Raw genomic sequence first — 25,372 nt, 5'->3', positions numbered from 1 at the left:
ACCGGAGCATTCTCATGAAGATCATCCACACCGGCGCCCTGAAGCGCCGCCTGCTGGCCGCGCTGGGTTTCGGCCTCGCGCTCGCCGCCCAGCCTGCCGCCGCGGCCGAGGACGTGCTGCGCATCGGCTATCAGAAATCCTCGAGCATCCTGATCATCCTGAAAGGGCAGGGCACGCTGGAGAAGGCGCTCGCGCCGCTGGGCGTGAAGGTGCAGTGGCACGAATTCTCGTCCGGGCTGCCGCTGCTCGAAGGGGTCAATGTGGGCAGCATCGACCTGTCCGCCGACGTCGCCGAGACGGTGCCGCTGTTCGCCCAGGCGGCGGGCGCGAAGCTGACCTATCTGGCGCAGGAGACGCCGTCGCCGAGCGCGCAGGCCATCGTCGTGCCGAAGGACTCGCCGATCCGCACGGTTGCGGACCTCAAGGGCCGCAAGGTGGGCGTCGCGAAGGCCGCGGGGGCGCACAACCTGCTGCTGCAGTCGCTGGAGAAGTCCGGTCTGCGCTTCACCGATGTCGAGGCGGCCTACCTGCAGCCGGCCGACGGCCGCGCGGCGTTCGAGAAAGGCGCGATCGACGCATGGGCGATCTGGGATCCCTTCCTCGCGACGGTGCAGGCGAAGAGCGGTGCGCGGATCGTGGCCGACGGGTCGTACGCCGACGTTGGCTACCGCCGTTTCTACCTCGCCTCGACGACCTACGCGCAGCGCCGTCCCGACGTGCTGCAGAAGGTCTTCGAGCAGCTGCGCGAGACGGGCGAATGGATCAAGAAGAATCCGAAGGACGCCGCCCAGGTCCATGCGCCGCTCATCGGCCTCGATACCGCGACGGTGGAGGTCGCGAACGGGCGCCGCAGCTATGCCGTTGCGCTGGTCGACGACACGGCGCTCGCGGAACAGCAGGGCATCGCCGACGCCTTCACGACGGAGAAGCTGCTGTCGAAGAAGCTCGACGTGCGTGAGAACGACATCTGGAAGGGACTGCGATAGGCGTACGCACGACGGCGGCGCGGCGCGCAGGTCGTTCCGCCGCCGCCCGCGCAACGCTCTCGGGATGAATTCGATGAAGACCGTGACTCCTGCATTCCTGCACAGACTCGTTCCCTGGCTTCTGCCCGTGGGGCTCCTGCTCGGCTGGCAGGCCGGCACCTCGTTCGGCTGGATAGCTTCGCGCGTGCTGCCGGCGCCGCTCGACATCGGCCGCGCGCTGATCCAGCTGAGCGCTTCCGGCGAACTGTGGGCGCACCTCAAGGTGAGCTGCGCGCGGGCATTCGGCGGCTTTGCCGTCGGCGCCTTCGCCGGGCTGCTGCTGGGCTTCTGGACCGGCACGTCGCGCCTGACGGAGCGCCTGCTCGATACTTCGGTGCAGATGGTGCGCAACGTGCCGCACCTCGCGCTGACGCCGCTGGTGATCGTGTGGTTCGGCATCGGCGAGGAGGCCAAGCTGTTCCTCATCGCACTGGGCGTGATGTTCCCGGTGTACCTCAACACCTTTCACGGCATCCGCTCGGTGGACCGGCAGTTGATCGAGATGGGGCGGGCGTACGGCTTGTCCCGCTGGGGCCTTTTTCGCGAGGTGATTCTGCCCGGTGCGCTGCCGTCGATCCTCGTCGGCGTGCGCTTTGCCCTCGGGGTGATGTGGCTGACGCTGATCGTCGCCGAGACGATCGCGGCCAGCAGCGGCATCGGCTACATGGCGATGAACGCACGCGAATTCTTCCAGACGGATGTCGTGGTGCTGGCGATCCTGCTCTATGCCCTGCTGGGGAAGCTCGCGGACGTCGCGGCGAAGGGGCTGGAGCGTCATTGGCTGGGCTGGAACCCCAATTTCCAGCGTGCGGGAGCGTGAAATGCAGATTGCCGAACTCGAATACGACCTCGTCAGCCGGGCCGCAGGCGCGGGGCATGGCGTGGCCGTGTCGGCCCGCGGGCTGGAGAAGGCCTACGGCGCGCAGCAGGTGTTGCGCGCGCTCGATCTCGATATCGCGCCGGGCGAATTCGTCGCCATCGTGGGGCGCAGCGGTTGCGGCAAGAGCACGCTGCTGCGGCACGTCGCCGGCCTCGAACGGGCGGACGCGGGGACGATCCGCGTCGATGACGCCGAGCGGCGGGGCCTTGGCGCCGACACGCGCGTCATGTTCCAGGAAGCCCGGCTGCTGCCGTGGAAAACCGTGCTCGAAAACGTCGGACTGGGCCTGCCCGGCGATTGGCGCCCGCTGGCGCGCGCGGCGCTCGCTGACGTGGGGCTCGCCGAACGCGCAGACGACTGGCCGGCGGTGCTGTCGGGCGGCCAGAAGCAGCGCGTCGCGCTGGCGCGGGCGCTCGTGCATTCGCCGCGGCTGCTCCTGCTGGACGAGCCGCTCGGGGCGCTGGACGCGCTCACGCGCATCGAGATGCAGGGGCTGATCGAGCGGTTGTGGCGACAGCAGGGCTTCACCGCGCTGCTCGTGACCCACGACGTCGCGGAGGCCGTCACGCTCGCCGACCGCGTCATCCTCATCGAGAACGGCGCGATCGCGCTCGATCTGCGCATTCCCCTGCCGCGCCCGCGCGAGCGCGGTGACGGGGCCTTCGCCGAACTCGAGGGCGAGGTGCTGCATCGGGTGCTCGCCCGGGAGGCTCGGGAATCGTGACGGCCAGACTTGCTCCGCACGCGGTCACTGCCGGTGATGAGGCTGCCGTGGTCGGCGAACTGCTGCGCCGCGCCCGCGCCGCGCAGGCCGCGTTTGCCGATGCCGACCAGGACACCGTGGACCGCGTCGTCACCGGCGCCGGCTGGGCGATCATGGAACCCGCGCGCAACCGCCTGCTCGCCGAGCAGGCGGTGCGGGAGACCGGCCTCGGCAAGGTCGACGACAAGGTGCGCAAGAACCACCGCAAGACGCTGGGCCTGTTGCGCGATCTGCAAGGCGCGCGCTCGGTCGGCATCCTGAGCGAGGATCGCACCACCGGCATCACCGAGATCGCCCGTCCCGTCGGTGTCGTCGCGGCGATCACGCCCTCGACCAACCCGGCGGCGACGCCGGCGAACAACATCATCAACGCCCTCAAGGGGCGCAACGCGATCATCCTCGCGCCGTCGCCGAAGGGGGCGGGCACCTGCGCGACGCTGGTCGGCTTCGTGCAGCGCGAGCTGGAAAAGGTCGGCGTTCCGGCCGATCTCGTGCAGATGCTGCCGCCGCCGGCCTCGAAAGCGCTGATGGGCGAACTCATGCGCCAGGCCGACCTCGTCGTCGCGACCGGATCGCGGGCGAATGTCCGCGCGGCCTACGCCAGCGGCACCCCCGCGCTGGGGGTCGGTGCCGGCAACGTGGCGGCGATCGTCATGCCCGGCGCGGACTTCGCGCTGACGGCGGAGCGCATCGCGGCATCCAAGACCTTCGACAACGCCACCAGCTGCTCGTCGGAGAACAGTCTCGTCGTCGTCGGCGACGCATGGGAACCGCTCCTCGCGGCGCTGGCGCAGGCGGGCGGGGTGCTCGCGACCGCGGAGGAGCAGGCACGGCTGGAGGCCGCGATGTTCCCCGGCGGCAAGGCGGACGCCGCATTCATCGCGCAGTCCGCCCCGCGGGTGGCAGCGCTGGCCGGCCTGACGCGCACGGCCTATGCCGGCGCCCGTTTCATCCTGGTGCGGGAGCAGGGCGTCGGTCCCGATCATCCCTTCTCGGGCGAAAAGCTCTCGCCCGTGCTGACGCTGTATCGCGTCGCGGACTTCGACGCGGCGATCGCCCAGGTCGGGGCCCTGTACGAGTACCAGGGCAAGGGGCATTCGGTCGGCGTGCATGGCGCGACGGCGGACGAAGTGCTGCGTCTGGGCTTCGAGTTGCCGGTGTGCCGCGTGATCGTCGAGCAGACCCACTGCGTCGCCGTCGGCGGCGCATTCGACAACGGGCTGCCGTTCTCGCTCTCGATGGGCTGCGGCACCTGGGGCGGCAACGGCTTCTCGGATAATCTCAACTACCGTCATTTCCTCAATGTCACACGCATCGTCAGAACCATTCCCGCGCGCGAGCCGGATGAAGCGTCCGTCTTCGGCGACTATTGGCGGCGCTACGGCCGTTGAGCGGGCGGCGCCCCGTTCGGTGCGCGCGCTGCTCGAACGGCAGGCGCTGGAGCGCCCCGACGCGACCTACGCGATCTGCCCCGAGACCGGCCGCGAGCTGAGCTTCGGCCGTCTGGCACGCGCGTCGCTGTCGCTGGCGGCGCTTCTCGCAAGTCAGGGGCTTGCAGCGGGCGACCGCGTGGGGCTATTCCTGCCCAACGGCTTGCAGGCGCTGCGCCTGTTCGTCGGTACGATGGCGGCGGGCTGCGTCGCGACACCGCTCAGCCTGCTCGCGCAGCCGCAGCAGCTCGCCTACGTGCTGGAGCATTCGGACTGTCGCGTGGTGTTCGTCGCTCCCGGCCAGCGCGCAACGCTCGAAGACGCGCTGGCGCGGATCGGGCGGCACATCGCGGTCGTCGTCGTGGATCCCGACGACGATGCAGTTCCGGGCGAGGATGCGGCTGCGGCCGGCGCCGTGTGGCCACTGACCGAACCGCTGCGCGACGGCGAGGCCCTGATGATGTACACCTCCGGCACCACCGGACGGCCCAAGGGGGCCGTGCTGTCGCAGCGCAACGTTCTGGCGGGGGCGCGCTTCGTCAGCGACGCGCATGAACTCGGACCGGCCGACCGCGTATTGGCGGTGCTGCCGCTCTATCACATCAATGCGCAGATCGTGACCGCGCTCGCGCCGCTGCTGCACGGGGGCAGTCTCGTGCTGCCGCGTCGCTTCAGCGTCGGCGCGTTCTGGGGGCTCGCGGAAGAATATCGCTGCACCTGGCTCAACGTCGTGCCGACGATGATCGCCTACCTGCTCGATGCTCCGGATCGAACTACCGCGCCTGCCGGCGTGCGCTTCTGCCGCTCGGCCTCCGCGCCGCTGGCACCCGAGCTGCACCGCGCGTTCGAGGCGCGCTTCGGCATCGGCGTGATCGAAACCATGGGTCTTACCGAAACGGCGGCGCCCGTGTTCAGCAATCCGCTGGACCCGGCCCGGCGCCGCATCGGCAGTCCCGGCCGGGCATTCGGCTGCGAGGCGAGGGTGGTCGATCCGGCGACCGGCCGACCGGTGCGCGACGGCGTGCCGGGCGAGATCCAGATCCGCGGCGACAACGTCATGCTCGGCTACTACAAGGCGCCGGACGAGACGGCGAAGGGTCTGGGCGACGACGGCTGGCTGCGCACCGGCGACCTGGGCTACCGCGATGCGGACGGTTTCTACTTCATCACCGGACGTTTGAAGGAACTCATCATCAAGGGCGGCGAGAACATCGCGCCGCGCGAGATCGACGAGGCGCTGTTGCGGCACCCGGGGGTGCTCGAAGCGGCCGCCGTGGGCGTTCCCGATCCGGCCTACGGACAGGAGATCGAGGCCGCCGTGGTGCTCCGGCCCGGCGCGTCCAGCAGTGAAGCGGAGCTGCAGGGTTTTTGCCGCGTCGAACTCGGACCGTTCAAGACGCCGCGTGCGATCCGCATCGTGCAGGCGCTGCCCAAGGGGCCGTCCGGGAAGGTGCAGCGCCTGAAGCTGCTCGACGGCGTTACGGCCTGAGTGGTTTTCCCGGGCCGAACTCACTCTCGATGACGTCCGGCCGCGTCCGCGCCCGCTCGTCATCCGAAGCCGTCAGACATGCCCCTTCCACGGCAGGAGGCGGGATTCGAGGATGCGCATGCCGAGGTCGAACACCCACGCGACCGCGCCGATCACGAGGATGCCCATCAGCACCACGTCGGTACGCAGGAAGTTCGACGCGTTCATGACGAGCTGGCCGAGCCCGACCGTCGCCGCGACCAGTTCGGCGGCGACCAGCGTGGTCCAGCCGAAGCCGATGGCGATGCGCATCCCGGTCAGGATCTCCGGCAGCGCCGCGGGCAGGATCACGTGGCGCACCACCTGCAGGCGCGTCGCGCCCAGCGACAGTGCGGCATTGATCTGCTCGGGCTGCGCCGAACGCACGCCGGCGCGGGCGGATACCGCGAGCGGCGCGAAGCAGGCGAGATAGATCAGCAGCACCTTCGCGGTCTCCTCGATGCCGAACCAGATCACGATCAGGGGCAGGTAGGCGAGCGGCGGCAGCGGACGGTAGAACTCGATCGGCGGGTCGAAGACCCCGCGCGCGGTCCGCGACACACCCATCAGGATGCCGATCGGCACCGCGGTCGCGCAGGCGAGCAGGAAGCCCGCGAGCACGCGCCCGAAGCTCCACAGGAAGTGCTCGAGCAGGGTCCGCCCGCCCTGCAGCTCGCCCCGGTGGGCCGCGACCAGCGCCTCCAGGATCGCGGAAGGCGCCGGCAGCACCAGCGGGGGTATCCAGCCGCTCGCGGTGGCGAACCACCACAGCGAGAACAGCGCGCCGACCGCCGCGAGCGAGGCGCCGAGCGCGCGCCGGGTGTCGGGAAAACGGTGCGTCTGCGCGGGCGGCAGTGCTGCTCCGGCGTGGTCGATCCGGTCGGGGGCTGCAGGGAATGGAAGGACGGTCATTGCCTTGCTCATGCGGCCTCGCCATTGGCGTGGATCAGCGCGATGATGCGTTCGCGCCATTCGATGAATTCGGGATCGGACTTCACCTTGCGCGCGTCGCCGCATTCCACGTACCGGCGCGAGAAGGGCAGGTCGAAGCTGCGCACGATGCGGCCCGGCGACGGGCTCATGACGATCAGGCGCGTGGCGAGGAACAGGGCTTCCTCGACGTCGTGGGTGATGAAGAACACGATCTTGCGCTCGCTCGCCCACAGCCGCAGGACCAGCTCCTGCACCTGCTCGCGCGTGAGCGCGTCGAGTGCGCCGAAGGGCTCGTCCATCAGCAGCACGTCGGGATTGGACGCGAGCGTGCGGGCGAGGCCGACGCGCTGCTGCATGCCGCCGGAAAGCTGGTAGACCGGCCGTTCGGCAACGGCCTCCAGTCCCACGGCGCACAGCTTGTCGAGGGCGGTGCTGCGGCGCGTGGCCGCATCCACGCCGCGCATGCGCAGCCCGAACTCGACGTTGCCGCGCACCGACAACCACGGCATCAGGGCGTGCTTCTGGAACACCACGCCGCGGTCGGCGCCCGGCCCCGCGATCGGCCTGCCGTTGAGCAGGATCTCGCCGGCGGAAGGCTGGATGAAGCCGGCGATGCACGACAGCAGCGTCGTCTTGCCGCAACCCGAGGCGCCCAGCGCGACGACGAAATCGCCGTCGCGCAGATCGAGATCGACGCCCGCCAGCGCAAGCGTCGCATGCCCGGCCGCGGCACGCTTGTTCGCAAAGCGCACCGACAGACCGCGGATCGACAGCGTGCTGCGCGCCGGTTCTTCCGCCGCCATTTCGGGCACCGCGGCGGGCACTGCGTGCCGTTCGAATCCGGCGCGCAGCGGCTGGTTGGCACTCACTGCGCCGCCTTCTCGGCGTATTTCGGATTCACGCCGACCGAATAATCCGGCAGCACGTTGGCGATCGTGCCCTGGCTCTTCAGGAAGGCCGCGGTGGCCGCGAGCGAAGCCGCCGCGCCGCTCGCCTTGCCGCCGCCGAGCCAGGTCGGTGACGCCTGTTCGCTGGCGCTGGGAAAACGATACAGCGCCAGGCCGGCCGGTACGTCCTCGGCCTTCGCCCCGGTGATCTTCGCGATCGCCGCGGCTTCGGACGAGGTGCTGGTCCACCTGGCCTTGTCGCGGCGATAACGCTCGTCGGCCACGGCGAGGATCTTCGTGAACTGCGCGACGAATTCGGCGTTGTCCTTCGCCCAGTCGCGGTTCACGACGATGCCGTCGAAGGTCGATTTGCCGGTCTGCTTCGAGATCTCGCCGGACGTGATCAATTGCTTGCCGCCTGCCTTGACCTTCGACAGCACCGGTTCCCAGATGAAGGTCGCGTCGATGTCGCCACGCTCCCACGCGGCGGCCACTTCGGGCGGGCGCAGGTTCACGATCTTGACGTCGTTGGGGTTCAGCTTCGCGTGATCGAGCGCGACCAGCGTGTGGAAATGGGTGGTGGAGGTGAAGGGCACGCCGATCTTCTTGCCCCTCAGGTCGGCGAGGCTCGCGACGCCGCTGCCGTTGCGCACGACGAGCGCTTCCGCATCGTTGATGTCGTCGAGAATCCAGAACAGCTCGACCGGCAGGCCCTGCGAGATGCCGGCGGCGATCGGCGCGGAACCGGCTTCGCCGATGTGCACCTGACCGGAGGCGAGCGCACGGATCACGTCTCCGCCGCCGCCGAACTGGCGGAAATTGATCTTGTAACCCGTCGCCTTCTCGATTTCCCCGGCCGCGTGGGCCACACGCCACGGCACCAGCATGTCCTGGTAGGCGATGGTGACCTCCTTCTGCGCGGCGAAGCCCGGCGCGGAAAGGAGGGCGGAGGTCGCCGCGAGGGCGAGCAGGAAGTGGCGTCTGTCGGTCATGGGGGCACCTTTGCGAAGAACCATTGCGGTCGATTCAGGATTGGCGGGCGAGGACCCGACGGAGAACGTCGAAGATCTCGTCCAGGTGGGCGGGCTGCGCGACCAGCGCCGGCGCGAGGATGGCCGCGTCGCCGGTGGTCTTGAGATGCAGGCCGGCGTCGAACAAGGCTTTCTGCACCGCGTAGCCGCGCTGTCCCGGCTTGTCGGCGGGCTTCAGGTCGATGCCGGCGAGCAGACCGTAGTTGCGGATGTCGGCCACCACCGGCAGGTCGCGCAGCGCGTGCAGCCGAGTCTCGAAGATAGGGGCGAGCGCTTCGCCGCGGGCGAACAGATTCTCCCGTTCATAGATGTCGAGACTGGCGATGCACGCGGCGCACGCGGCGGGGTGAGCGCTCCAGGTGTAGCCGTGGAAGAATTCGATGGCATCGTCCGGCGCCGCATCGATTACGGCGTCATGGATGCGGCGGTCGACCGCCACCGCGCCCATCGGCTGGGCGCCGTTGGTGATCGCCTTGGCCATCGTGATGATGTCGGGGCGCACGCCGAAACTCTGCGCGGCAAACGCCTTGCCGGTGCGCCCGAAGCCGCAGATCACCTCGTCGAAGACGAGCAGCAGGCCGTGGCGGTCGCAGATCGCGCGCAGGCGTTCGAGATAACCCTTCGGCGGAACGAGCACGCCGGTCGATCCCGCGATCGGTTCGACGAACACGGCGGCGATCGTCTCGGCCCCGTGCAGCTCGATCAGGCGCAGCAGGTCGTCGGCGAGGTCCGCGCCGTGTTCCGGCTGGCCGCGGCTGAAGGCGTTCTGCGCCAGCCAGGTGTGGCGCATGTGGACCGCATCCGGGCCGGCATTGGCGAAGGCGCGGCGGTTGTTCACCAGGCCGGACAGCGCGACGCCGCCGAAATTGACCCCGTGATAGGCGCGCTCGCGGCTCACGAACAGCGTGCGGCGCCCCTCGCCGCGTGCGCGATGGTAGGCGAGCGCGATCTTCATCGCGCTGTCGACCGCCTCCGAACCCGAATTGACGAAGAACACCCGGTCGAGCCCGGTCGGCAGCAGCCCGGCGATCCGGCTGGCCGCCTCGAACGCGAGCGGATGGCTGCGGTAGAAGCTGGGAGTGAAGTCGAGTTCGCTCAGCTGGCGATGAACGGCGTCGGCAATTTCAGTGCGGGCATGACCCGCGGCGGTGGCGAACAGACCGGATGCGCCGTCGATGACCGGCCGCCCCTGCGGGTCGAAGTAATACATGCCGGACGCGCGGGAAAAGAGCCGCGGCTCGCGCTTGAAATCCCGGTTGGGCGTGAAAGGCAGCCAGTAGTTGTCGAGCCGGGTGGCCGGGTGGTCCGGCGGCGTGGCCCGGGGCCGGAGGGTGAGAAATTCGGTCACGAGGCGCTCCACTGACGATATGGAGCAAATGGTAGGCGTGCGCCCGGGCCGGACTGAACGAATTAGATCTGATTTGCTTATCTGGATCGGATATGTGCGGTGATCGGTTCCGGGACGGAAACCGGCGCCTGCGTGCCCACGCGCAATCGAGTGGTCCGGTCATGCGCATTCCATTCCTGTGCAGGTCGTGCGCAGGCCCGGCGCCGATTCATATGCTTCGCGAAAAATCTTGGTTCGCTCATCGAGGCGGATGCCATACGTTTCAATGATGCGACCCGCGACGCCTCGGTGTGTCGCGAGGGTTCTGGATCCGGAATGCGGGCATTTTTCCGATGGCGAAACACCGGGAGCGTGAAATGACATTTTCGAAGACCTGGCACAGGGAATGGCTTGCCGGCGCGAATGCCGCCTGGTCGTATTTCGACGAAGCATCCGCGAGCGCGCCGCGATGACGGCCGTGATCGTTGGCGGCGATCGCGTCGCACCCTATCAGGACTATCTGCATCGCCGCGGTTATGCGCCCGTGCGTCACTGGGATGGCCGGCGCGGCAGCGACAGCCGGAGGGCGATTCCGGCCGATGCGCGTCTGATGGTGATCATGGTCGATCAGGTCAATCATGGGCTCGCGGGCAAGATGCGCAGGCTCGCCAGGGAGCGCGGCGTGCCGGTGATCTTCTGTCAGCGCAGTCTGCCGCAGCTCGCTGCGGAACTCGGTTTGCTGGAAGGCGAAGGGTCCTGCGCCGGCTGATCCGGGGGCATCGCAAAGCGATCGGGCCACCCGTGGGTGGCCCGATCGTTGTTCTGCCCCGGCCGGCGATGCGGCGCAGCCTGCGGGCCGATCAGCCGGTTTTCCCTAGTCGACCTTCGCTCCCGAGTCCCTGACGGCCTTCGCCCATTTGGTGCTTTCGGCGGCGAGGAAGGCGTCGAGGGCGGCGGGCTGGGCAATCTGCCTGAGGGTGAGGCCGATGCTCTCGAGCTGACGCACGTCGCCGCTCTGTTCCGCTCCCTGCAGTTCGGCGGCGAGCCGGTCGACGATCGGACGCGGCGTGCCGGCGGGGGCGAACAGGCCCCACCAGGCGGTGCTTTCGACCTTTACGCCCGCCTGCGCGAAGGTCGGGACCTGCGGCAGCACGGGCGACGCTTCGGCCGAACTGATCGCGATGACCTTGAGCTTGCCGGCGCGGACGTGCGGCAACACCGACTGGAGCGGATCGAACGCCAGTTCGATGTGGCCGCCGAGCAGATCCTGCAGCGCCGCGGCGCTGCCCTTGTAGGGGACGTGGGTGAGCGGGGCGGAGCTCGCCTGCTTGAACATCTCGCCGGTCAGGTGACCCGGCGTGCCGTTGCCGGCCGTGCCGAAGCGCAGCGATTGGCGGCCGGCGAGTGCGAGCAGTTCAGCCACGGTATTGGCGGGGACGGACGGATGCGCGACGAGCGCGACCGGCGCGGCGGCAAGGATGGCGACGGGCGCGAGATCCTTGCGCGGGTCGTAGCTGAGCCGGGCGTAGAGCGCGGGATTGATTGCGGCCGTCCCGACCGTGCCGAGGAGCAGCGTGTAGCCGTCCGGATTCGCTTTCGCGACGTTGTCGGCACCGACGTTGCCACCCGCGCCGCCGCGGTTCTCGATCACCACCGGCTTGCCGAGGCTGCGCGTCAGCGCTTCGGCGAAGGGGCGCGCGACGATGTCGGTGGGGCCGCCCGGCGGGAAGGGCACGACGACCTTGATCGGCTGCGCGGGGTAGGGCGCGTCGGCGGCGGGCACGCTCGTGGGGAGGGCAGCCGTGAGGAGTGCCGCGGCGACGGGCAGGAGGCGGCGGAGGAAGTGCAGCGAGGGGCGCATTGTGGGCTCCATGGAATTCAGCGATAGATGTGGATCAGGCGTTCGGCAGGGTCGATGCGTACGAGGTCGTCGTTGCGCACGAGGGCGAGGGCGTCCGGTTCCCAGCCTTCCGTGAGCGTGATGCCGGCAAAGGCAGCGCCTTGCACCATCACGGGGTTGGTGACCCCGAACACCAGCGCGCGCGGCGCGAGCTTCTTGGCCACGATGTCGGGGAAGGCCCAGCCGGCGGCGATGCCGCCCTTGGCGGTGGGGAAGAAGCAGATGCGGTCGACGATGCTGCGCCCTTCCAGCTTGTGGCCGGGTTTCGTGATCAGACCGCTCCAGCGGTCGAGGTCGTAGCGTGGCGAGAAGCCTTCGGTGGAGACGAGCGCCAGGCCCTCGACCGGCTCTCCGACCGCGCGTGCGACACGCATACTGGCGATGTGCTGCCGCTCGCTCACGATTGCGCTCCCGTTACACGTCCGGTGAGCGCCGCGGCGACGCACTCGTCGGTGCGCCGCAGGATGGTGTTGAAGCGGTGCGCGCCGATGATGTTCACGAGCTTGGCGGAGTTGGAAACGAGGTTGTGCCAGCCGTTGCGCCGGCGCATCTCGGAGAGGTTCTGCAGGATGTAGAAGCACACGCCTTCGAGGATCGTGACGCCGGCCTCGCGCAGCGTCGCGAGGTAGCCGAGCGCTTCGGCGTCGCGCGCCGGACCGCGGCCGGTGGTCACGAACACCTGGCAGCCGGGATGTACGCGCTGGCCCGCGAAGCGCTCCGCGAGCGCCTTCAGTTCGAAGAGCGAGAGCTGCGGGCCGGAGAAGACGACCAGCGTTGCGCCGGGGTCGGACACGTCGTAGCCGGCGTACACGCGGTCGAGTTCCGCCCGGCCGATGCGCAGGGCCGGCTCGGGCGGCGTGCCGCCGAAGGCCGTCGCGAGATCGGGCGCTTCGGGCGTCACGCCGACGATGTGGAACATCGCCATCGAGCCATAGCTCGCCAGCGCGCAGCCCAGATGTTTCAGTTCGTCGGAGGTCGGCGCGCGGCGCAGGCCCTCGAAGACCGGGACGGCGTAGTAGTTCTGGCGGAATTCCCCCGCCAGCTTGCCCAGCGCGCCCCAGTCAGCGAGGTCGTCGAGTTCGGTGTCGACCACGACGCGGAAGGTGCCGCGGCGATGGCGTTCGAGGTGGAAGCCGTAGCGCGGCGTGCGGCCGGTGATGCCGGCGGCAAGCGCTGCGGGGCCGCTCTCGAAGTTGGTGCGCGCGCCGAACACCGAGTTGGCGTAGATCACGGTGCCCGTGTCGCCCCAAGCGACGTGCTCGCCGAGGTGGGGCTGGTACACCGTCTGGTAGTTGATGCAGGTGTCGGTGGTGACGACGTTCATCGCCTGCAGGTGCGCGATCAGGCGTTTTTCCTTGGCGATTTCCTCTTCGTCCTGCCCGAGTCGGGCGGCATGGGCGAAGTCGGCACAGCGCGCGTTGGTGGTCACCGGCACACGGCAGCGCGCGCCCTTGCTGCGGAAGCAGCCGAGGTGCGCGAGGCCGCTGTCGCCCATGACCTCGATGTCACCCATCATGTGGGCGTTGGTGATCGGGACAAAGTCTTCGGCGTCGAAGAATTCGCCGACGCGGATCTGGTAGGCGATGGCCTCGGCGACGGCTTCGCCGTGTTCGCCCGCGAGCATCGCCTGTTCGAGTGCCGTGAGCCGCATCAGAAAGTCGCTCCGGCGATGGCGGCAGTGATGAGAGGATCGGCGGGATTGGGTGCGGCTGTGTGCAGCTTGTCGGGGTTTTCTGCAGCGGTCATCGGATTGGCTCCTGAGTATTGGTATTCGATCGTCGAAAGTCGCTCGACGATCGGCGCGGCAATGCCAAAACTCTATTCATCCGACCTGGCGAACAGAAACAAGAAAACCCGATTTGTTATGCAGAAATTATTGATTGCGGTTTGCGCGATATTGCCTCAATCGCATGCGGATCAAATGGGGCGACTCTCGCATGGGAATGAGAGAGCGGCTGCTTTCCTGATCTGACGCGGGTTTCAATTTTCGCTCCGTCATGCTTTGCAAAGCAGAAATCGAGATTTGTGGCGTCGATTGCGGGTGTTAACTTGGCTTCATCGTCATTCACCCGGGATTGTCATGAAAATCAGGATTCTCAACCGTCGGGATTCGTTCGCAGGTCTTTTCTTCATTCTCCTCGGATTGGCGGGAAGCCATGCCGCCTCGGGCTATCCGTTGGGATCGGCGATGCGCATGGGGGCCGGCTATTTCCCCCTGTTGCTGGGTGCGGTGCTCGCGGTGCTCGGGGCGGTCGTCCTGATTCGCAGCGTGCGCGTGACGGATGACGAGCCGGCCCAGGACGACGGCTTCGCGTTGCGGCCGGCGGTGCTGGTCGGGGCGGGCGTCATCGTGTTCGCACTCGTCGTGCAGCAACTGGGGCTCGTGCTCGCGACCGTGGCGCTGACGCTGGTGAGCGGCCACGCGCATCGCGAGGTGCGTTTCGGCGAACTGCTGGGCCTGAGTGCCGTGCTGTCGGCCTTCGGTGTGGCGGTATTCGCCTACGGCCTGGGTGTGCCCTTGCCGGTCGGTCCGGCCTGAGCGGTGCTGCGATGGAACTGCTGTCTCATCTTGCGATCGGCGTCGACGCGGCGTTCACCGGGACGAACCTGCTGTACTGCTTCGCCGGCGTCACGCTCGGCACGCTGATCGGCGTGCTGCCGGGTCTCGGGCCGGTCGCGACGATCGCGATGCTGCTGCCGGTGACCTACGGCCTGCCGCCGACCGCCGCGCTGATCATGCTGTCGGGCATCTATTACGGCGCGCAGTACGGCGGCTCGACGGCGGCGATCCTCGTGAACATGCCGGGCGAGTCGTCGTCGGTGGTCACCTGCCTCGACGGCCACGCGATGGCGAAGCAGGGCCGCGCGGGTGCCGCGCTCGGCATCGCGGCGATCGGGTCCTTCTTCGCCGGCACCGTCGCGACGCTGGTCGTCGCCGTGGCCGCGACGCCGCTCGCCGTCTTCGCGCTGAAATTCGGCCCGGCGGAATACTTCGCGCTGATGGTGCTCGGCCTCGTCGCCGCAGTCGTGCTGGCGCAGGGCGACATCCTCAAGGCGGTGGCGATGACGCTCGCGGGCCTGCTGCTGGGGCTCGTCGGCGTCGACGTGAATTCGGGCGAGGAACGCTTTACCTTCGGCCTGCCGCAGCTCGCTGACGGCATCAGCTTCGTCGTCATCTCGATGGGCGTCTTCGGCATCGGCGAGATCATCGCGAATTTGGAGCGCGACGAACGGCGCGACGTGGCGGCGGTGCGGGTAGGGCGCATCCTGCCTTCGCGCGACGACTACCGCCGCTCGTGGAAGCCGGTGCTGCGCGGCTCCGCGCTCGGCTCGCTGCTTGGCGTGCTGCCGGGCGGCGGGGCGATGCTGGGCTCGTTCGCGTCCTACATGGTCGAGAAGCGGCTGGCGAAGGATCCGTCGCGCTTCGGCAAGGGTGCCATCGAAGGCGTAGCGGGCCCCGAGTCCGCGAACAACGCCGGCGCACAGACCTCCTTCATCCCTCTGCTGGTCATGGGCCTGCCGGCGAACGCGGTGATGGCGCTGATGATCGGCGCGATGATGATCCACGGCATCGTTCCCGGCCCGCAGGTGATGAGCGAGCGGCCCGAGCTCTTCTGGGGCGTCATCGTCAGCATGTGGGTGGGCAATGCGATGCTGCTGCTGTTGAACCTGCCGCTGATCGGCGTGTGGGTGAAGCTGCTCGCGGTGCCATACCGCGTGCTCTATCCGGCAATCCTGCTGTTCTGCTGCATCGGCGTGTACAGCGTGAACAACCAGATGTTCGACGTGCTGCTGACGGTGGCCTTCGGCCTGCTCGGCTACCTCTTCATCAAGCTGCGCTGCGAGCCCGCGCCGCTGCTGCTGGGCTTCGTGCTCGGGCCGATGCTGGAGGAGAACCTGCGCCGGGCGATGCTGCTGTCGCGCGGCGATCCGACGGTGTTCCTGACGCGTCCGCTGAGCTTGGCGCTGCTGCTACTGGCCCTCGCCCTCATCGTCGTCATGGCCCTGCCGCGCCTGCGCGCGACCCGCGAGGTCGCGTTCGCCGAAGGCTGAAACCCGGCCGTCCCTTGCGTAACACCGATTTCCCCTTTCTGTTTCCATTCCGGAGCCGATCCGTCATGACCATCCAGCCGCCGCGCGCCAATCACGCGCTCCACGATTTCGACGTGCCCACGCGCGACCCCGGCGAATACCTCGCCGTCCTCAACGCCCGCCGCTTCGAGAAGCTCAAGCGCCAGATCCGCTACGTGTGGGGCAACGAGGATTACTACCGCCAGCGCTTCCTCGAGGCCGGCGTCGATTCCCCCGAGGCGATCCGCACGCTCGACGACTTCCGCCGCCTGCCGGCCCTCCTCGACAAGACTCGCCATCGCGACTCGCAGGATGCCTCCCTGCAGCGCTACGGGCATCCGCTGGGCCTGCACCTGACGACCGCGCCGGAGAACGCGATCCATCTCGCGGCGACCTCCGGCACCACCGGCACGCCCACCTTCTACGTGTTCTCGCGCAAGGACCTCGACATCACCTACACGGTGCTGGGGCGCATGTTCCGCGCCGCCGGCATCCGTTCGGGCGACACGACCTTCCATGCGTTCGGGCTGTCGCTATGGCTCGCCGGCATCACCTACGTGCAGGCGCTCGAAGCTTACGGGGCGCGGCCGGTGGCGGTCGGGGCGGAGGGCGGGGGGCCGAAGATCCTGCGCTACATCGAACTGACGCGTCCGCGCGTGCTGTTCGCGACGCCGTCGATGGTGAACCAGCTGATTGAGCGTGCGCCGCAGGAGATCGGCAAGCCGGTGGGCGCGCTCGGCATCGAGATCATCTACTGCTCCGGCGAACCCGGCGCGAGCCTGCCCACCTTCCGTCAGCGCGTGCGCGAGCACTTCGGCGCGCAGGTCTTCGATGCGACCGGCGGCGCGTGGCACAACGGCACGATCACCTGCGACAGCGAGCACTCGCACGGGATGCACTACCTCGCCGAGGACTACTGCTTCCGCTACGACCTCGTCGATCCCCACACGAAGGCGCCGCTCGAGCTGAAGGACGGCGCGGTCGGGGAGGCGATCCACACGGCGCTCGAATACGAAGCGGCGCCCGCGTTCCGCAATGCGACCGGCGACATCCTGCGCCTCCACGTCGGCGAGTGCCCGGGCTGCGGCCATTTCGGCACGCGTATGGAGATCATCGGCCGTGTCGACGACATGCTCGCGATCAAGGGCGTGAAGGTGTATCCGGCGGCGATCCAGAACGTGGTCGGCCAGTTCCGCCCGCAGGTCTCGGGCGAGCTGCGCATCCGCCTCGACGCGCCGCCCCCACGCGTCGAACCGCCGCTGCGCCTCGCCATCGAGGCCGCGGCCGACACGCCGACCGGCGAGTGGCCGGCGCTCGGCGCACGGATCGAGCAGCGCATCCGCGAACTGCTCACCTTCCGCCCGCAGGTCGAGATCGTCCCCTTCGGCAGCTTCCCGCGCAGTGGCGCGAAGACGAAGCTGATCGAGATCGTGGGGAAGGGGGCGTGATGGCTGGCGCCGACATCGACGAATCCGCGAACCTCGGATTCGCACCGGCGCACGACCGGCCGGTCGCGTACATCGAGCGCTCGCGGGACTATTACCTCGCACTGGGCTATGACAATCCATACGTGTGGGCACACTACGCCGAGGTGCCGTTCGCGCCGCTCGCGAAACCGCTGTCGGCGAGCCGGCTGACCATCGTCACGACGGCGGCGCCGTACCAAGCCGACAAGGGGCCGCAGGGACCGGGTGCGCCGTACAACGCCGCCGCCAAGTTCTACGCGGTGTATTCGGGCGACAGCGCCGCCGACCATGACCTGCGCATCGCCCACGTCGGCATCGACCGCAAGCACGCGTCGATGGCCGATAGCGCCTGCTGGTTCCCGTTGCCGGCGCTGCGCCGGGCGCTTGCCCGGGGTCGGGTCGGGGCCCTGGCGGCGCGCTTTCACGGCGCGCCGACCAACCGCAGCCAGCGCCGCACGCTCGACGTGGATGCGCCCGAGATCGTCGCCCGCTGCCGCGAGGATGGCGTCGATGCGGCCGTGCTGGTCGCGAACTGCCCGGTCTGCCACCAGACGCTGAGTCTCGTCGCCCGCGAGCTCGAAACTGCCGGCATCGCCACCGTCGTGCTCGGCTGCGCGAAGGACATCGTCGAGTACGCCGGGGTGCCGCGCTTCCTGTTCAGCGATTTTCCGCTCGGCAATGCGGCGGGCCGCCCCGACGATGTGGCGTCCCAGGACGACACGCTGGAACTCGCGCTGCGCCTGCTGGAAGCGGCGCCCGCGACGCGCACCACCGTGCAGTCGCCACTGCGCTGGGCCACCGATGCCGTATGGAAGCTCGATTACGCCAACGCCGGCCGTCTGCCTGCCGAGGAACTGGCGCGCCTGCGTGCCGACAACGAGCGCGCCCGCCTCATCGCCCGCGACCTGCGTGCGGCAGTGGTGCCGTCCGACACGGCCGCCACGACGAACTGAACGAACCCCAAGCACAGGAAGGAACCCATGTCGTCAGTCACCTATACCTCGCGCAACGGCATCGCCGAAATCGCCATCGATCGCGCGGACAAGTACAACATCATCAACCACGACGTCGTGCGCGAACTCAACGCGGCGTGGCATCGCTTCAACGCCAGCGACGACCGTGTCGCGATCCTCACCGGTACCGGCGAACGCGCCTTCACGGCCGGCGCCGACCTGCGCGACATTCCGCACGACTTCTGGCGCGCGGTGCCCGGCGTCGGCGTGCCGGTGACGAAGCCGGTGATCGCCGTCACCGCCGGGCTCGTGGTCGGCGGCGGGCTGGTCCTCGTGCAGATGGCGGACCTCGCGGTCGCCGCAGACAACACCGTGCTGTCCTATCCGGAGGCAAAGGTCGGCTATAGCGGCGGCCTGATCAGTTCGCTCGCCGCCCGCATTCCGCACAAGATCGCGATGGAGCTGTTGGTCGTCGGCGGCTCGATTTCGGCACAGCGCGCCTACGAGGCGGGGCTCGTGAATCGTGTCGTGCCGCTCGGCCAGCAGCTGGCCGTCGCGCGCGAACTGGCGGCGCAGATCGCCGCCAATGCGCCGCTGGTGGTCGGAATGCTGAAGGACTACGTCGGGCAGGTGCTGCCTAAGGGGCCTTCGGAAGCAGCCGCGATCGCCCGCGCGCGCGTCGAGGCGGTGAACAGCGCCGAGGACTACCACGAGGGCATCGCCGCCTTCATCGAAAAGCGCACTCCGCAGTTCGCCGGACGCTGAAAGCCATCCCCCATCCCCCATCCCCAGGAAAGAGAGAGTGAATTCATCGAACTCACCCGTCGCGCTGTCGCGGCGACGTTTCATCCCGTTCCTCGCGCTGACCGCCCTGGCCGCCCTCGGCGCGCCCTTCGCGGCACATGCCGAGACCTGGCCCGCGCGCCCGCTGAAGCTGATCGTGCCCTACCCGCCGGGGGGCGCCGCCGACTCGGTGGCCCGCATCTATGCCGACGCGTTGGGCGAGTCGCTCAAACAGGCGGTCGTCGTCGAGAACAAGCCGGGTGCCGGCACCGCGATCGCCGCTGAAGCGGTGGCCAATGGCCCGGCCGACGGCCATACCTTGTCGCTGGTGCCGACGGGGCAGCTGACGGTGCTGCCGCACATCGCGAAGAACCTCAAGTTCGACCCCTTCCGCAGCTTCGCGCCGGTGTCGACGCTGGCCTTCACCGGCCTCGTCATCGCGGCGAACGATTCCGTGCGGGCGAAAAACCTCACGGAGCTCGTGACGCAGGCGAAAGCGCAGCCGGGCAAGCTGTCCTATTCGTCGAGCGGTAGCGGCACGATCACCCATCTTGCCGGCGCATCGTTCGGGCTCGCAACGGGCGCCGACATCTTGCACGTGCCGTTCAAGGGCAGCGCCCCCGCGGTCACGGCGGTGCTGGGTGGCGAAGTGAACCTCGCCGTCGATACGCTGACGGTACTCGCCCCGCAGATCCGCGGCGGCAAGCTGCGCGGGCTCGCGATCGCGTCGCGCGAGCGTTCGCCCCTGTTGCCCGAGGTGCCGACCGTCGCCGAAGCCGGCTACCCGGACTTCGAGGTCACCTCCTGGTTCGGCCTCGCGGTCGCCGCCGCCACCCCGCCCGAGATCGTCGCGCGGCTCAGTTCGGAGATCGCGCGCGCCGCCGCCCAGCCTTCCGTGCGCGAAAAACTCGCGGCCCAGGGGCTGGAGGCGCGCTCATCCAGCCCCGAGAAGTTCGCCGAGCTGATCCGCAACGACCACGCCAAATACGGCCGCGTCGTGCGCGAGGCCGCAATCCGTTTCGACTGAGCGAAATACATCCCCTGGAGCCTTCCATGCCTGCACACAAGAAAACCAAGGTCCGCGCCGGACTCGTCCGCCTCGTCGCAGCCGGCGTCGTGTCGCTGCTGTCGATCGGCGCACATGCCGACGTCTATCCCAGCAAGCCGCTGAAGCTCATCGTCGCGTTCCCGCCCGGAGGCGCCTCCGACATCGTCGGCCGCTTCTATGCCGAGCAATTGTCGACCGCGCTCGGCCAGCCGGTCGTCGTCGAGAACAAGCCGGGCGCTGGGACCGCCATCGCGGCGGAAGCCGCGGCGAAGTCGGCGCCGGACGGTTACACGCTGTCGCTGGCTCCGGCCGGACAGCTGACGATTCTGCCGAATCTCGCCAGGGACCTGCGCTACGACCCGGTCAAGGACTTCGCACCGGTCGCGATCGTGGCATCCGTGCCCTACGTCGTCGCCGCGAACGGCACGGTCGGCGCCAATTCCCTGCAGGAACTCGTCGGCACCGCGAAGGCGCAGCCGGGCAAGATCAGCTACTCCTCATGCGGCAACGGCACGCTGTGCCACCTTTCCGGGGAGCTCTTCAAGAGTCTCACCGGCGTCGATCTGCTGCACGTGCCATACAAGGGCAGTGCGCCCGCGGTCACCGCGCTGCTCGGTGGCGAGGTCAATCTCGCCTTCGACACGCTCGCCGTCCTCGCGCCCCAGGTCAAGGCCGGCAAGGTCAAGGGCCTCGCGATCAGCAGCGCGAAGCGCTCGCCCGTGCTGCCCGACGTGCCCACCGCGGCCGAGGCGGGGCTGAAGGGCTTCGAGGTGGCGTCGTGGTTCGGCATCGTCGTTCCGGCCGCGACACCCAAGCCGGTGGTCGAGCGCCTGCACGCGGAGTTCGCGCGCATCGCCAGCCTGCCGGCGACGCGGGCGCGGTTGGCCGAGCAGGGCCTCGACGTCGAGACCAGCACGCCGGGCGAATTTGCGCGCGTGATCCGCGAGGACAGCGCGAAATGGGCCAAGGTCATCGCCGAGTCGGGGGCGCGCATCGAATGAGGACGAGCGCGCGGCACGTGTTCGACCCGCAGACCGGGGTGGCTAAACCCTTCGTCTCCGGCTACGCCAGCGACGTCGTTCCCAACATCTGGAGCTGATCCGATGCCCGGAAAGACTGCAACACGCACCTACGCCGAAGTTCGCGCCGCCCTGCTCGAACGCCGCGAAATCGCGCTGCTCGACGTGCGCGAAGAAGATCCGCACGCACAGGCCCATCCGCTGTTCGCCGCGAACTTCCCGCTCGCGCGCATCGAGCTCGATGCGTACGCAAAACTCCCGCGGCGAGACGTGTCCATCGTGGTGCTCGATGACGGCGAAGGCCTCGCCGAGACCGCCGCCGCGCGCCTGGTCGCGCTCGGCTACACCGACGTCGCTGTGCTTGCGGGTGGGGTGGCCGGCTGGCGGGAAGCGGGCGGCGAACTGTTCCGCGACGTGAATGTGCCGAGCAAGGCCTTCGGCGAACTCGTCGAAGTCGAACGGCACACGCCATCGCTCGCGGCGGAGGAGGTCAGGGCGCTGCTCGACCGCAATGCCGACGTCGTCATCGTCGACGCGCGGCGCTTCGACGAATACCACACGATGAGCATCCCGACCGCGACCAGCGTGCCGGGCGCCGAGCTGGTGCTGCGCATCGCCGAACTCGCACCCGATCCGACGACGCAGGTGATCGTCAATTGCGCCGGACGCACGCGCAGCATCATCGGCACGCAGTCGCTCGTGAACGCGGGCATCCCCAACCCCGTCGCGGCGCTGCGCAACGGCACCATAGGCTGGACGCTCGCGGGACTGGCCCTCGAACGCGGGCAGGAACGGCGTTTCGGCGAAGTCTCCGAGGCCACCCGCGCGCGTGCCGCGCAGGTAGCCCGTGCGGTCGCGGACCGAGCCGGCGTGCAGCGCGCCACGCTCGCCGACGTCGATCGCTGGCGGTCGCAGCGCGACCGCAGCACCTATTTCTTCGACGTGCGCACGCCCGAGGAATACGAGTCCGGCCATCTGCCGGGCTTCCGTCCGGTGGCGGGCGGGCAGCTCGTGCAGGAAACGGAAATGGTCGCGCCGGTGCGTGGGGCGCGCATCGCGCTGGCCGACGACGACGGGGTGCGCGCCAACATGACGGCCTCGTGGCTCGCGCAGATGGGCTGGGTCGTCCACGTCGTCGACGACGTCCCCGCGGTCGATTTTCGCGAGCAGGGTCCGTGGCGCGCGCCGCTACCGTCCTTGCCGCGGATCCGCCGCATACTGCCCGAAACGCTCGCCCGCTGGCAGGTCGCGGGCGAGGACGTCGCCGTGCTCGACTTCAGCCCCAGCGCGCAGTACCGCAAGGGCCACATACCCGGCGCGTACTTCGTCCTGCGCTCGCAGCTCGCCGATGCGCTGCAGGCACTCCCGCGGCACCAGCATTACATCCTCACGTGCGACGACGGCCTGCTTGCGAGCTTTGCGGCGCCGGAGCTGGACGCCCTTGTCGAGGCGGGCGTATGGCTGCTCGACGCTGGCAATCGCGCGTGGTCGGCGGCGGCACTGTCGCTGGAATCCGGCGAGACCCGACTCGCATCGCCGACGATCGACCGCTATCGCCGCCCCTACGAGGGCACCGACAACCCCCGTGAGGCGATGCAGGGCTATCTCGATTGGGAATTCGGCCTCGTCGCGCAACTCGCCCGCGACGGCACGCATGGCTTCCGCGTGATCTGATCCACGCGTGAGTCGAACCGGGCAAACCGCCACAGACCCAGCAGTCCGCCGACGGCGCCGACGAAGAGCGGGATGCCGCCGAAAATCTGCATCGGCCGGCTAACCGCGCCGGAGAAGAACAGCACCCAAGTCGTCGGCGCCAGGAAGGCAACGAGAAGGACGGCGTGGTTGAGGAACAGCAGCCAATGACGCCGGTCCGGGAAGGCCGCCGAGATTCCCCCGCAAAGGAAGGCGAGACCGAAACTGGTGATCTGCCAGTGATGCGACGTTGCGAAAAGCCCCTGTTTCTTCGAACGGGGAAGATCCGGGATGACACCGAGCGACAGGAGCACCACGTAGACGCCGATCACCACGAAGAACAGGGGCGTCAGTTTCGTCACCCAGTCCCACGGCAGGAAGACGCCCGGTCCCGCGAAGCGGCGCCGGTCGGCCTGGTAGAAGATCGTTACGCCGCGTCTGTCAGCGCGATACATGAGCGGTGGCCGCCACATGTCCCGCAACCCGATCAGCAGTCCCAGAACCATCAGTATCGTCATCAGCCAGGCGAAGCCGCTCACCGGCGCAGGTAATGAACCACCGGCGCGGACAAGAGCGAAGCCCGCCGCCCCGGCCAACAGGCCGCAGCAGGCTGCAAGGAAGGCGGAATTGGATCGCCGGTAGTGCACCAGCTGCATCGGATCCATCTGGGGCAGGTCGGGGAGTGCGGAAATGGAGGGGGGGCGAAAATACCGACGGCATTGTGCCGCCGCTCGTGCCCCCAGACAACCCTGTAGCACCAGTTGGACTGGCTACCGACAAGCCCTCGGCCAGAACGGTCTGTGGGGACCGGAGCCATCAACGTCCGGATTGAACAGGTCATCGATCAGCAACCAGGACATGGTCACCAATGGCCGCTTCGCGCGGTGCTCATAGCTACACCCGACCCACAGCGGACGTGCGCCAGTAGTTGTCATTGGCATTGATCGGGAGTAGCCTCCCGCCTATTTTTTTATCCATGGCCCCCGTGTTACCCGGTCGGGGCGCCGACAGCGAGGAAATCCCCAAATGTCAGACTTGAAGGTCCATCACAGTACAGTACCTGGTGTGCTCGACAGCCTTAGAAGGGGTGAATGGCTTGTCCCGCAATTTCAGCGTGACTTCGTCTGGACCACAGATCAAGTCTCGTCGCTGGTCCAATCGATACTGGAAGCTCGTCCGATCGGAATGGTTACCCTTTGGGAACAAAGTGACTCCTCTCAGTTGAACCTTGAGCGTGTCTCGATCCCCGACCAGGACAGCGCTACACGTACCGCTTCGCTGCTTTACTTTGGGCCCCAGGTTCAAGCCTCAAAAAAATTTGCGCTGCTTGATGGCCGCCAACGGTGCACCGCCATCGCAATGGCCTTCGCCGGTTTTCGTGCGACACATGGCCTATATAGATACTCGGGACGCTACTTCCTGGACGTCAAGCAATCTGACCCGCGAAAGCGCGTCAAGTACCTTCGGGAAACGGATATCCGAAGACAAGGTCTCGATTCAGATGCCACTTGTGTCGGACAGGGGCTTTTCCCTCTGGCATCCAACACTCCTGACGAGCCAATCCTTAGTCAATGGATGCGCTATCTGCAAGCGCTAGAGAAGCCTGAGAATTATCGCGACCACCAATTGCCACCTCGCGATGAAATCCAACGCCGCAACAAAATCCTTCAAGATGCATTCGAGGGAATCGTAAAGACGAAGCTCGCCGTTTATGTCGTCCCGGAGAAGTACTCGCTGGCAGACATTTGCGACATCTTCGAGACGCTCAACACAACCGGCACAAAGGTCTCGACGGTCGATCTGATTCACTCTTGGCTCTATGCCGAAACCTCCAGTAACGACGCGGAACCCTTCCTATTGAGAGATTGGTTTGATGACCTAGGGCAAAGGAACGGAGCAATCGGATGGGCGTCGTCATCTGACCGCCCTGAGTTGGTGGCGCAGATCGTCACTGCGTGCCACGTAGCCCTAATTGACAAGCCGCAACCCCGACCGGTTGGTCGCGGACGTCCCGAGCCTATCACATCAGTTAAGTCCGGCGACCTCCTCGCCGTCCCAACTTCGCATTGGCAGTCTGTTAAGACGCATGACGAAATGTTAGCAAGATTTCTGGGAGATGCTCAACACGTAGTTGCAGAAGGATACTTTCCGTGGAGTATTTGTCCATATCCGGTAGCTATTGGCATATATGTAGCACTTCGATGGCATGCAGAGTTTGATCGTTCTGACACTCATCCGTGGGCGCCGGAAGACCTCAACGCTCTGTTCCGAGCATTCTTCTGGAGAAACGCTCTGACTCGGCGGTATGACCAAGGCTTCCTAACAGGGTGATGCAAAAACGCGCGACACGGTGTCAACCGGGGGGGCACGGATTGATTTTCATGACGACTTCCTCGCCGGAATTGGATTTTCAATTCGGCTCGAATTGCCCAAGCGGCCACCGGCGTGTGCCGTGGAGGCCCTTTTTGCTCCGCAGTTCACGCCTTCACCCCCGAATCACTCAATTTCGCGATTCTAAGCAGGTTGTACGCCGCGCCAGAGATGAAGGCCGCCATCTGGGTCTTCGCCTGCCCGATGAATCGACTCTTGCGCATTCCACCGACCGTTTTAAGCCAGCCGAAGATTTCCTCGACCCGTTTGCGCTTGCGTTGGCTGAT

Annotated in this window: 24 protein-coding genes; 15 read left to right on the top strand and 9 right to left on the bottom strand. The window is 67.7% G+C overall.

All coding sequences use genetic code 11. The features are described from left to right. Positions 1-14 precede the first annotated feature (14 nt). The 5 genes from BW991_RS14140 (at position 15) to BW991_RS14120 (ending at position 5,587) form a co-directional block, all read left to right on the top strand. On the top strand, positions 15-986 hold the full coding sequence (locus BW991_RS14140) for an aliphatic sulfonate ABC transporter substrate-binding protein (RefSeq protein WP_076602760.1): 972 nt from the start codon (positions 15-17) through the stop codon (positions 984-986). A 73-nt stretch (positions 987-1,059) separates the two neighbouring features. Continuing rightward, entirely contained in the window at positions 1,060-1,845 is a 786-nt protein-coding gene (gene ssuC, locus BW991_RS14135) for an aliphatic sulfonate ABC transporter permease SsuC (RefSeq protein ID WP_076602939.1), read from the top strand. Position 1,846: 1 nt separating this feature from the next. Beyond that, positions 1,847-2,629 (top strand): ATP-binding cassette domain-containing protein, encoded by a 783-nt coding sequence (locus tag BW991_RS14130; RefSeq protein ID WP_076602759.1) that lies wholly within the window; start codon positions 1,847-1,849, stop codon positions 2,627-2,629. Then, positions 2,626-4,059 carry an acylating sulfoacetaldehyde dehydrogenase gene (gene sauS, locus BW991_RS14125; RefSeq protein ID WP_076602758.1) on the top strand — a complete coding sequence of 478 codons (1,434 nt, stop codon included), beginning with the start codon at positions 2,626-2,628 and terminating at the stop codon, positions 4,057-4,059. Before BW991_RS14130 ends, sauS begins: the two co-directional genes overlap by 4 nt. Then, the gene (locus BW991_RS14120) at positions 4,013-5,587 is read left to right on the top strand and encodes an AMP-binding protein (protein WP_084205092.1); all 1,575 of its coding nucleotides are present in this window, start codon (positions 4,013-4,015) and stop codon (positions 5,585-5,587) included. Before sauS ends, BW991_RS14120 begins: the two co-directional genes overlap by 47 nt. A gap of 72 nt (positions 5,588-5,659) precedes the next feature. Here the strand turns inward: BW991_RS14120 and BW991_RS14115 are convergent, their stop codons facing one another. From BW991_RS14115 to aptA, 4 genes are read right to left on the bottom strand one after another with little or no spacing between them, the layout of a single operon-like run. Beyond that, positions 5,660-6,529 carry an ABC transporter permease subunit gene (locus BW991_RS14115; RefSeq protein ID WP_088179616.1) on the bottom strand — a complete coding sequence of 290 codons (870 nt, stop codon included), beginning with the start codon at positions 6,527-6,529 and terminating at the stop codon, positions 5,660-5,662. Continuing rightward, positions 6,526-7,407 carry a taurine ABC transporter ATP-binding protein gene (locus BW991_RS14110; protein WP_244551696.1) on the bottom strand — a complete coding sequence of 294 codons (882 nt, stop codon included), beginning with the start codon at positions 7,405-7,407 and terminating at the stop codon, positions 6,526-6,528. Before BW991_RS14110 ends, BW991_RS14115 begins: the two co-directional genes overlap by 4 nt. Then, positions 7,404-8,417: a taurine ABC transporter substrate-binding protein gene (gene tauA, locus BW991_RS14105; protein ID WP_076602757.1), complete on the bottom strand. Its 1,014-nt coding sequence runs from the start codon at positions 8,415-8,417 to the stop codon at positions 7,404-7,406. Before tauA ends, BW991_RS14110 begins: the two co-directional genes overlap by 4 nt. Positions 8,418-8,451: 34 nt before the next feature. Then, positions 8,452-9,804: an omega-aminotransferase AptA gene (gene aptA / locus BW991_RS14100; protein ID WP_088179615.1), complete on the bottom strand. Its 1,353-nt coding sequence runs from the start codon at positions 9,802-9,804 to the stop codon at positions 8,452-8,454. Positions 9,805-10,252: 448 nt separating this feature from the next. On the opposite strand from aptA, the gene BW991_RS14095 reads away from it, so the two are divergent. Next, positions 10,253-10,552 carry a DUF2325 domain-containing protein gene (locus BW991_RS14095; RefSeq protein WP_170879109.1) on the top strand — a complete coding sequence of 100 codons (300 nt, stop codon included), beginning with the start codon at positions 10,253-10,255 and terminating at the stop codon, positions 10,550-10,552. Positions 10,553-10,657: 105 nt separating this feature from the next. Here BW991_RS14095 and BW991_RS14090 read toward each other — a convergent pair whose 3' ends face one another. Genes BW991_RS14090 through BW991_RS14080 form a run of 3 tightly spaced genes read right to left on the bottom strand, consistent with a single transcriptional unit; the run spans position 10,658 to position 13,334 of the window. Further along, the gene (locus tag BW991_RS14090; RefSeq protein WP_076602755.1) at positions 10,658-11,644 is read right to left on the bottom strand and encodes a Bug family tripartite tricarboxylate transporter substrate binding protein; all 987 of its coding nucleotides are present in this window, start codon (positions 11,642-11,644) and stop codon (positions 10,658-10,660) included. 17 nt (positions 11,645-11,661) lie between these two features. Then, complete coding sequence (locus BW991_RS14085) at positions 11,662-12,084, bottom strand: aconitase X swivel domain-containing protein (protein WP_212566900.1); 423 nt, start codon at positions 12,082-12,084, stop codon at positions 11,662-11,664. Beyond that, positions 12,081-13,334: an aconitase X gene (locus BW991_RS14080; RefSeq protein WP_076602754.1), complete on the bottom strand. Its 1,254-nt coding sequence runs from the start codon at positions 13,332-13,334 to the stop codon at positions 12,081-12,083. The genes BW991_RS14085 and BW991_RS14080 overlap by 4 nt, the downstream gene beginning before the upstream one ends. Positions 13,335-13,763: 429 nt before the next feature. Between BW991_RS14080 and BW991_RS14075 the strand changes: the two genes are divergently transcribed. From BW991_RS14075 to BW991_RS14040, 8 genes are all read left to right on the top strand, one after another. Continuing rightward, positions 13,764-14,222 carry a tripartite tricarboxylate transporter TctB family protein gene (locus tag BW991_RS14075; protein WP_076602753.1) on the top strand — a complete coding sequence of 153 codons (459 nt, stop codon included), beginning with the start codon at positions 13,764-13,766 and terminating at the stop codon, positions 14,220-14,222. Positions 14,223-14,233: 11 nt separating this feature from the next. Then, the gene (locus BW991_RS14070) at positions 14,234-15,736 is read left to right on the top strand and encodes a tripartite tricarboxylate transporter permease (RefSeq protein WP_076602752.1); all 1,503 of its coding nucleotides are present in this window, start codon (positions 14,234-14,236) and stop codon (positions 15,734-15,736) included. A gap of 65 nt (positions 15,737-15,801) precedes the next feature. Next, complete coding sequence (locus BW991_RS14065) at positions 15,802-17,202, top strand: phenylacetate--CoA ligase family protein (protein ID WP_084205089.1); 1,401 nt, start codon at positions 15,802-15,804, stop codon at positions 17,200-17,202. Further along, positions 17,202-18,173, top strand: a complete 972-nt coding sequence (locus tag BW991_RS14060; RefSeq protein ID WP_076602751.1) for a glycine/sarcosine/betaine reductase selenoprotein B family protein — start codon at positions 17,202-17,204, stop codon at positions 18,171-18,173. The genes BW991_RS14065 and BW991_RS14060 overlap by 1 nt, the downstream gene beginning before the upstream one ends. A gap of 27 nt (positions 18,174-18,200) precedes the next feature. Beyond that, positions 18,201-18,938 (top strand): enoyl-CoA hydratase/isomerase family protein, encoded by a 738-nt coding sequence (locus BW991_RS14055; RefSeq protein ID WP_076602750.1) that lies wholly within the window; start codon positions 18,201-18,203, stop codon positions 18,936-18,938. 37 nt (positions 18,939-18,975) lie between these two features. After that, positions 18,976-19,983 carry a Bug family tripartite tricarboxylate transporter substrate binding protein gene (locus tag BW991_RS14050; RefSeq protein ID WP_212566899.1) on the top strand — a complete coding sequence of 336 codons (1,008 nt, stop codon included), beginning with the start codon at positions 18,976-18,978 and terminating at the stop codon, positions 19,981-19,983. Between the two features lie 26 nt (positions 19,984-20,009). Next, positions 20,010-21,005 (top strand): Bug family tripartite tricarboxylate transporter substrate binding protein, encoded by a 996-nt coding sequence (locus BW991_RS14045; RefSeq protein WP_076602749.1) that lies wholly within the window; start codon positions 20,010-20,012, stop codon positions 21,003-21,005. Between the two features lie 102 nt (positions 21,006-21,107). After that, positions 21,108-22,697: a rhodanese homology domain-containing protein gene (locus BW991_RS14040; RefSeq protein WP_076602748.1), complete on the top strand. Its 1,590-nt coding sequence runs from the start codon at positions 21,108-21,110 to the stop codon at positions 22,695-22,697. Here the strand turns inward: BW991_RS14040 and BW991_RS14035 are convergent. Continuing rightward, positions 22,625-23,380: a hypothetical protein gene (locus tag BW991_RS14035; RefSeq protein ID WP_139335942.1), complete on the bottom strand. Its 756-nt coding sequence runs from the start codon at positions 23,378-23,380 to the stop codon at positions 22,625-22,627. The genes BW991_RS14040 and BW991_RS14035 overlap by 73 nt on opposite strands. A 361-nt stretch (positions 23,381-23,741) precedes the next feature. Between BW991_RS14035 and BW991_RS14030 the strand changes: the two genes are divergently transcribed. Further along, positions 23,742-25,046 carry a DUF262 domain-containing protein gene (locus tag BW991_RS14030; protein WP_076602746.1) on the top strand — a complete coding sequence of 435 codons (1,305 nt, stop codon included), beginning with the start codon at positions 23,742-23,744 and terminating at the stop codon, positions 25,044-25,046. Positions 25,047-25,192: 146 nt separating this feature from the next. On the opposite strand, the gene BW991_RS14025 is transcribed toward BW991_RS14030, so the two are convergent. Beyond that, positions 25,193-25,372: transposase (locus tag BW991_RS14025; RefSeq protein WP_139335941.1), on the bottom strand; the 180-nt coding region annotated here is incomplete at its 5' end.

The organism is Aromatoleum tolulyticum, assembly GCF_900156155.1.
GTDB lineage: Bacteria > Pseudomonadota > Gammaproteobacteria > Burkholderiales > Rhodocyclaceae > Aromatoleum > Aromatoleum tolulyticum.
The sequence above is the reverse complement of the archived record's forward strand: the minus strand, read 5'-3'. Positions and strand labels throughout refer to the sequence as shown.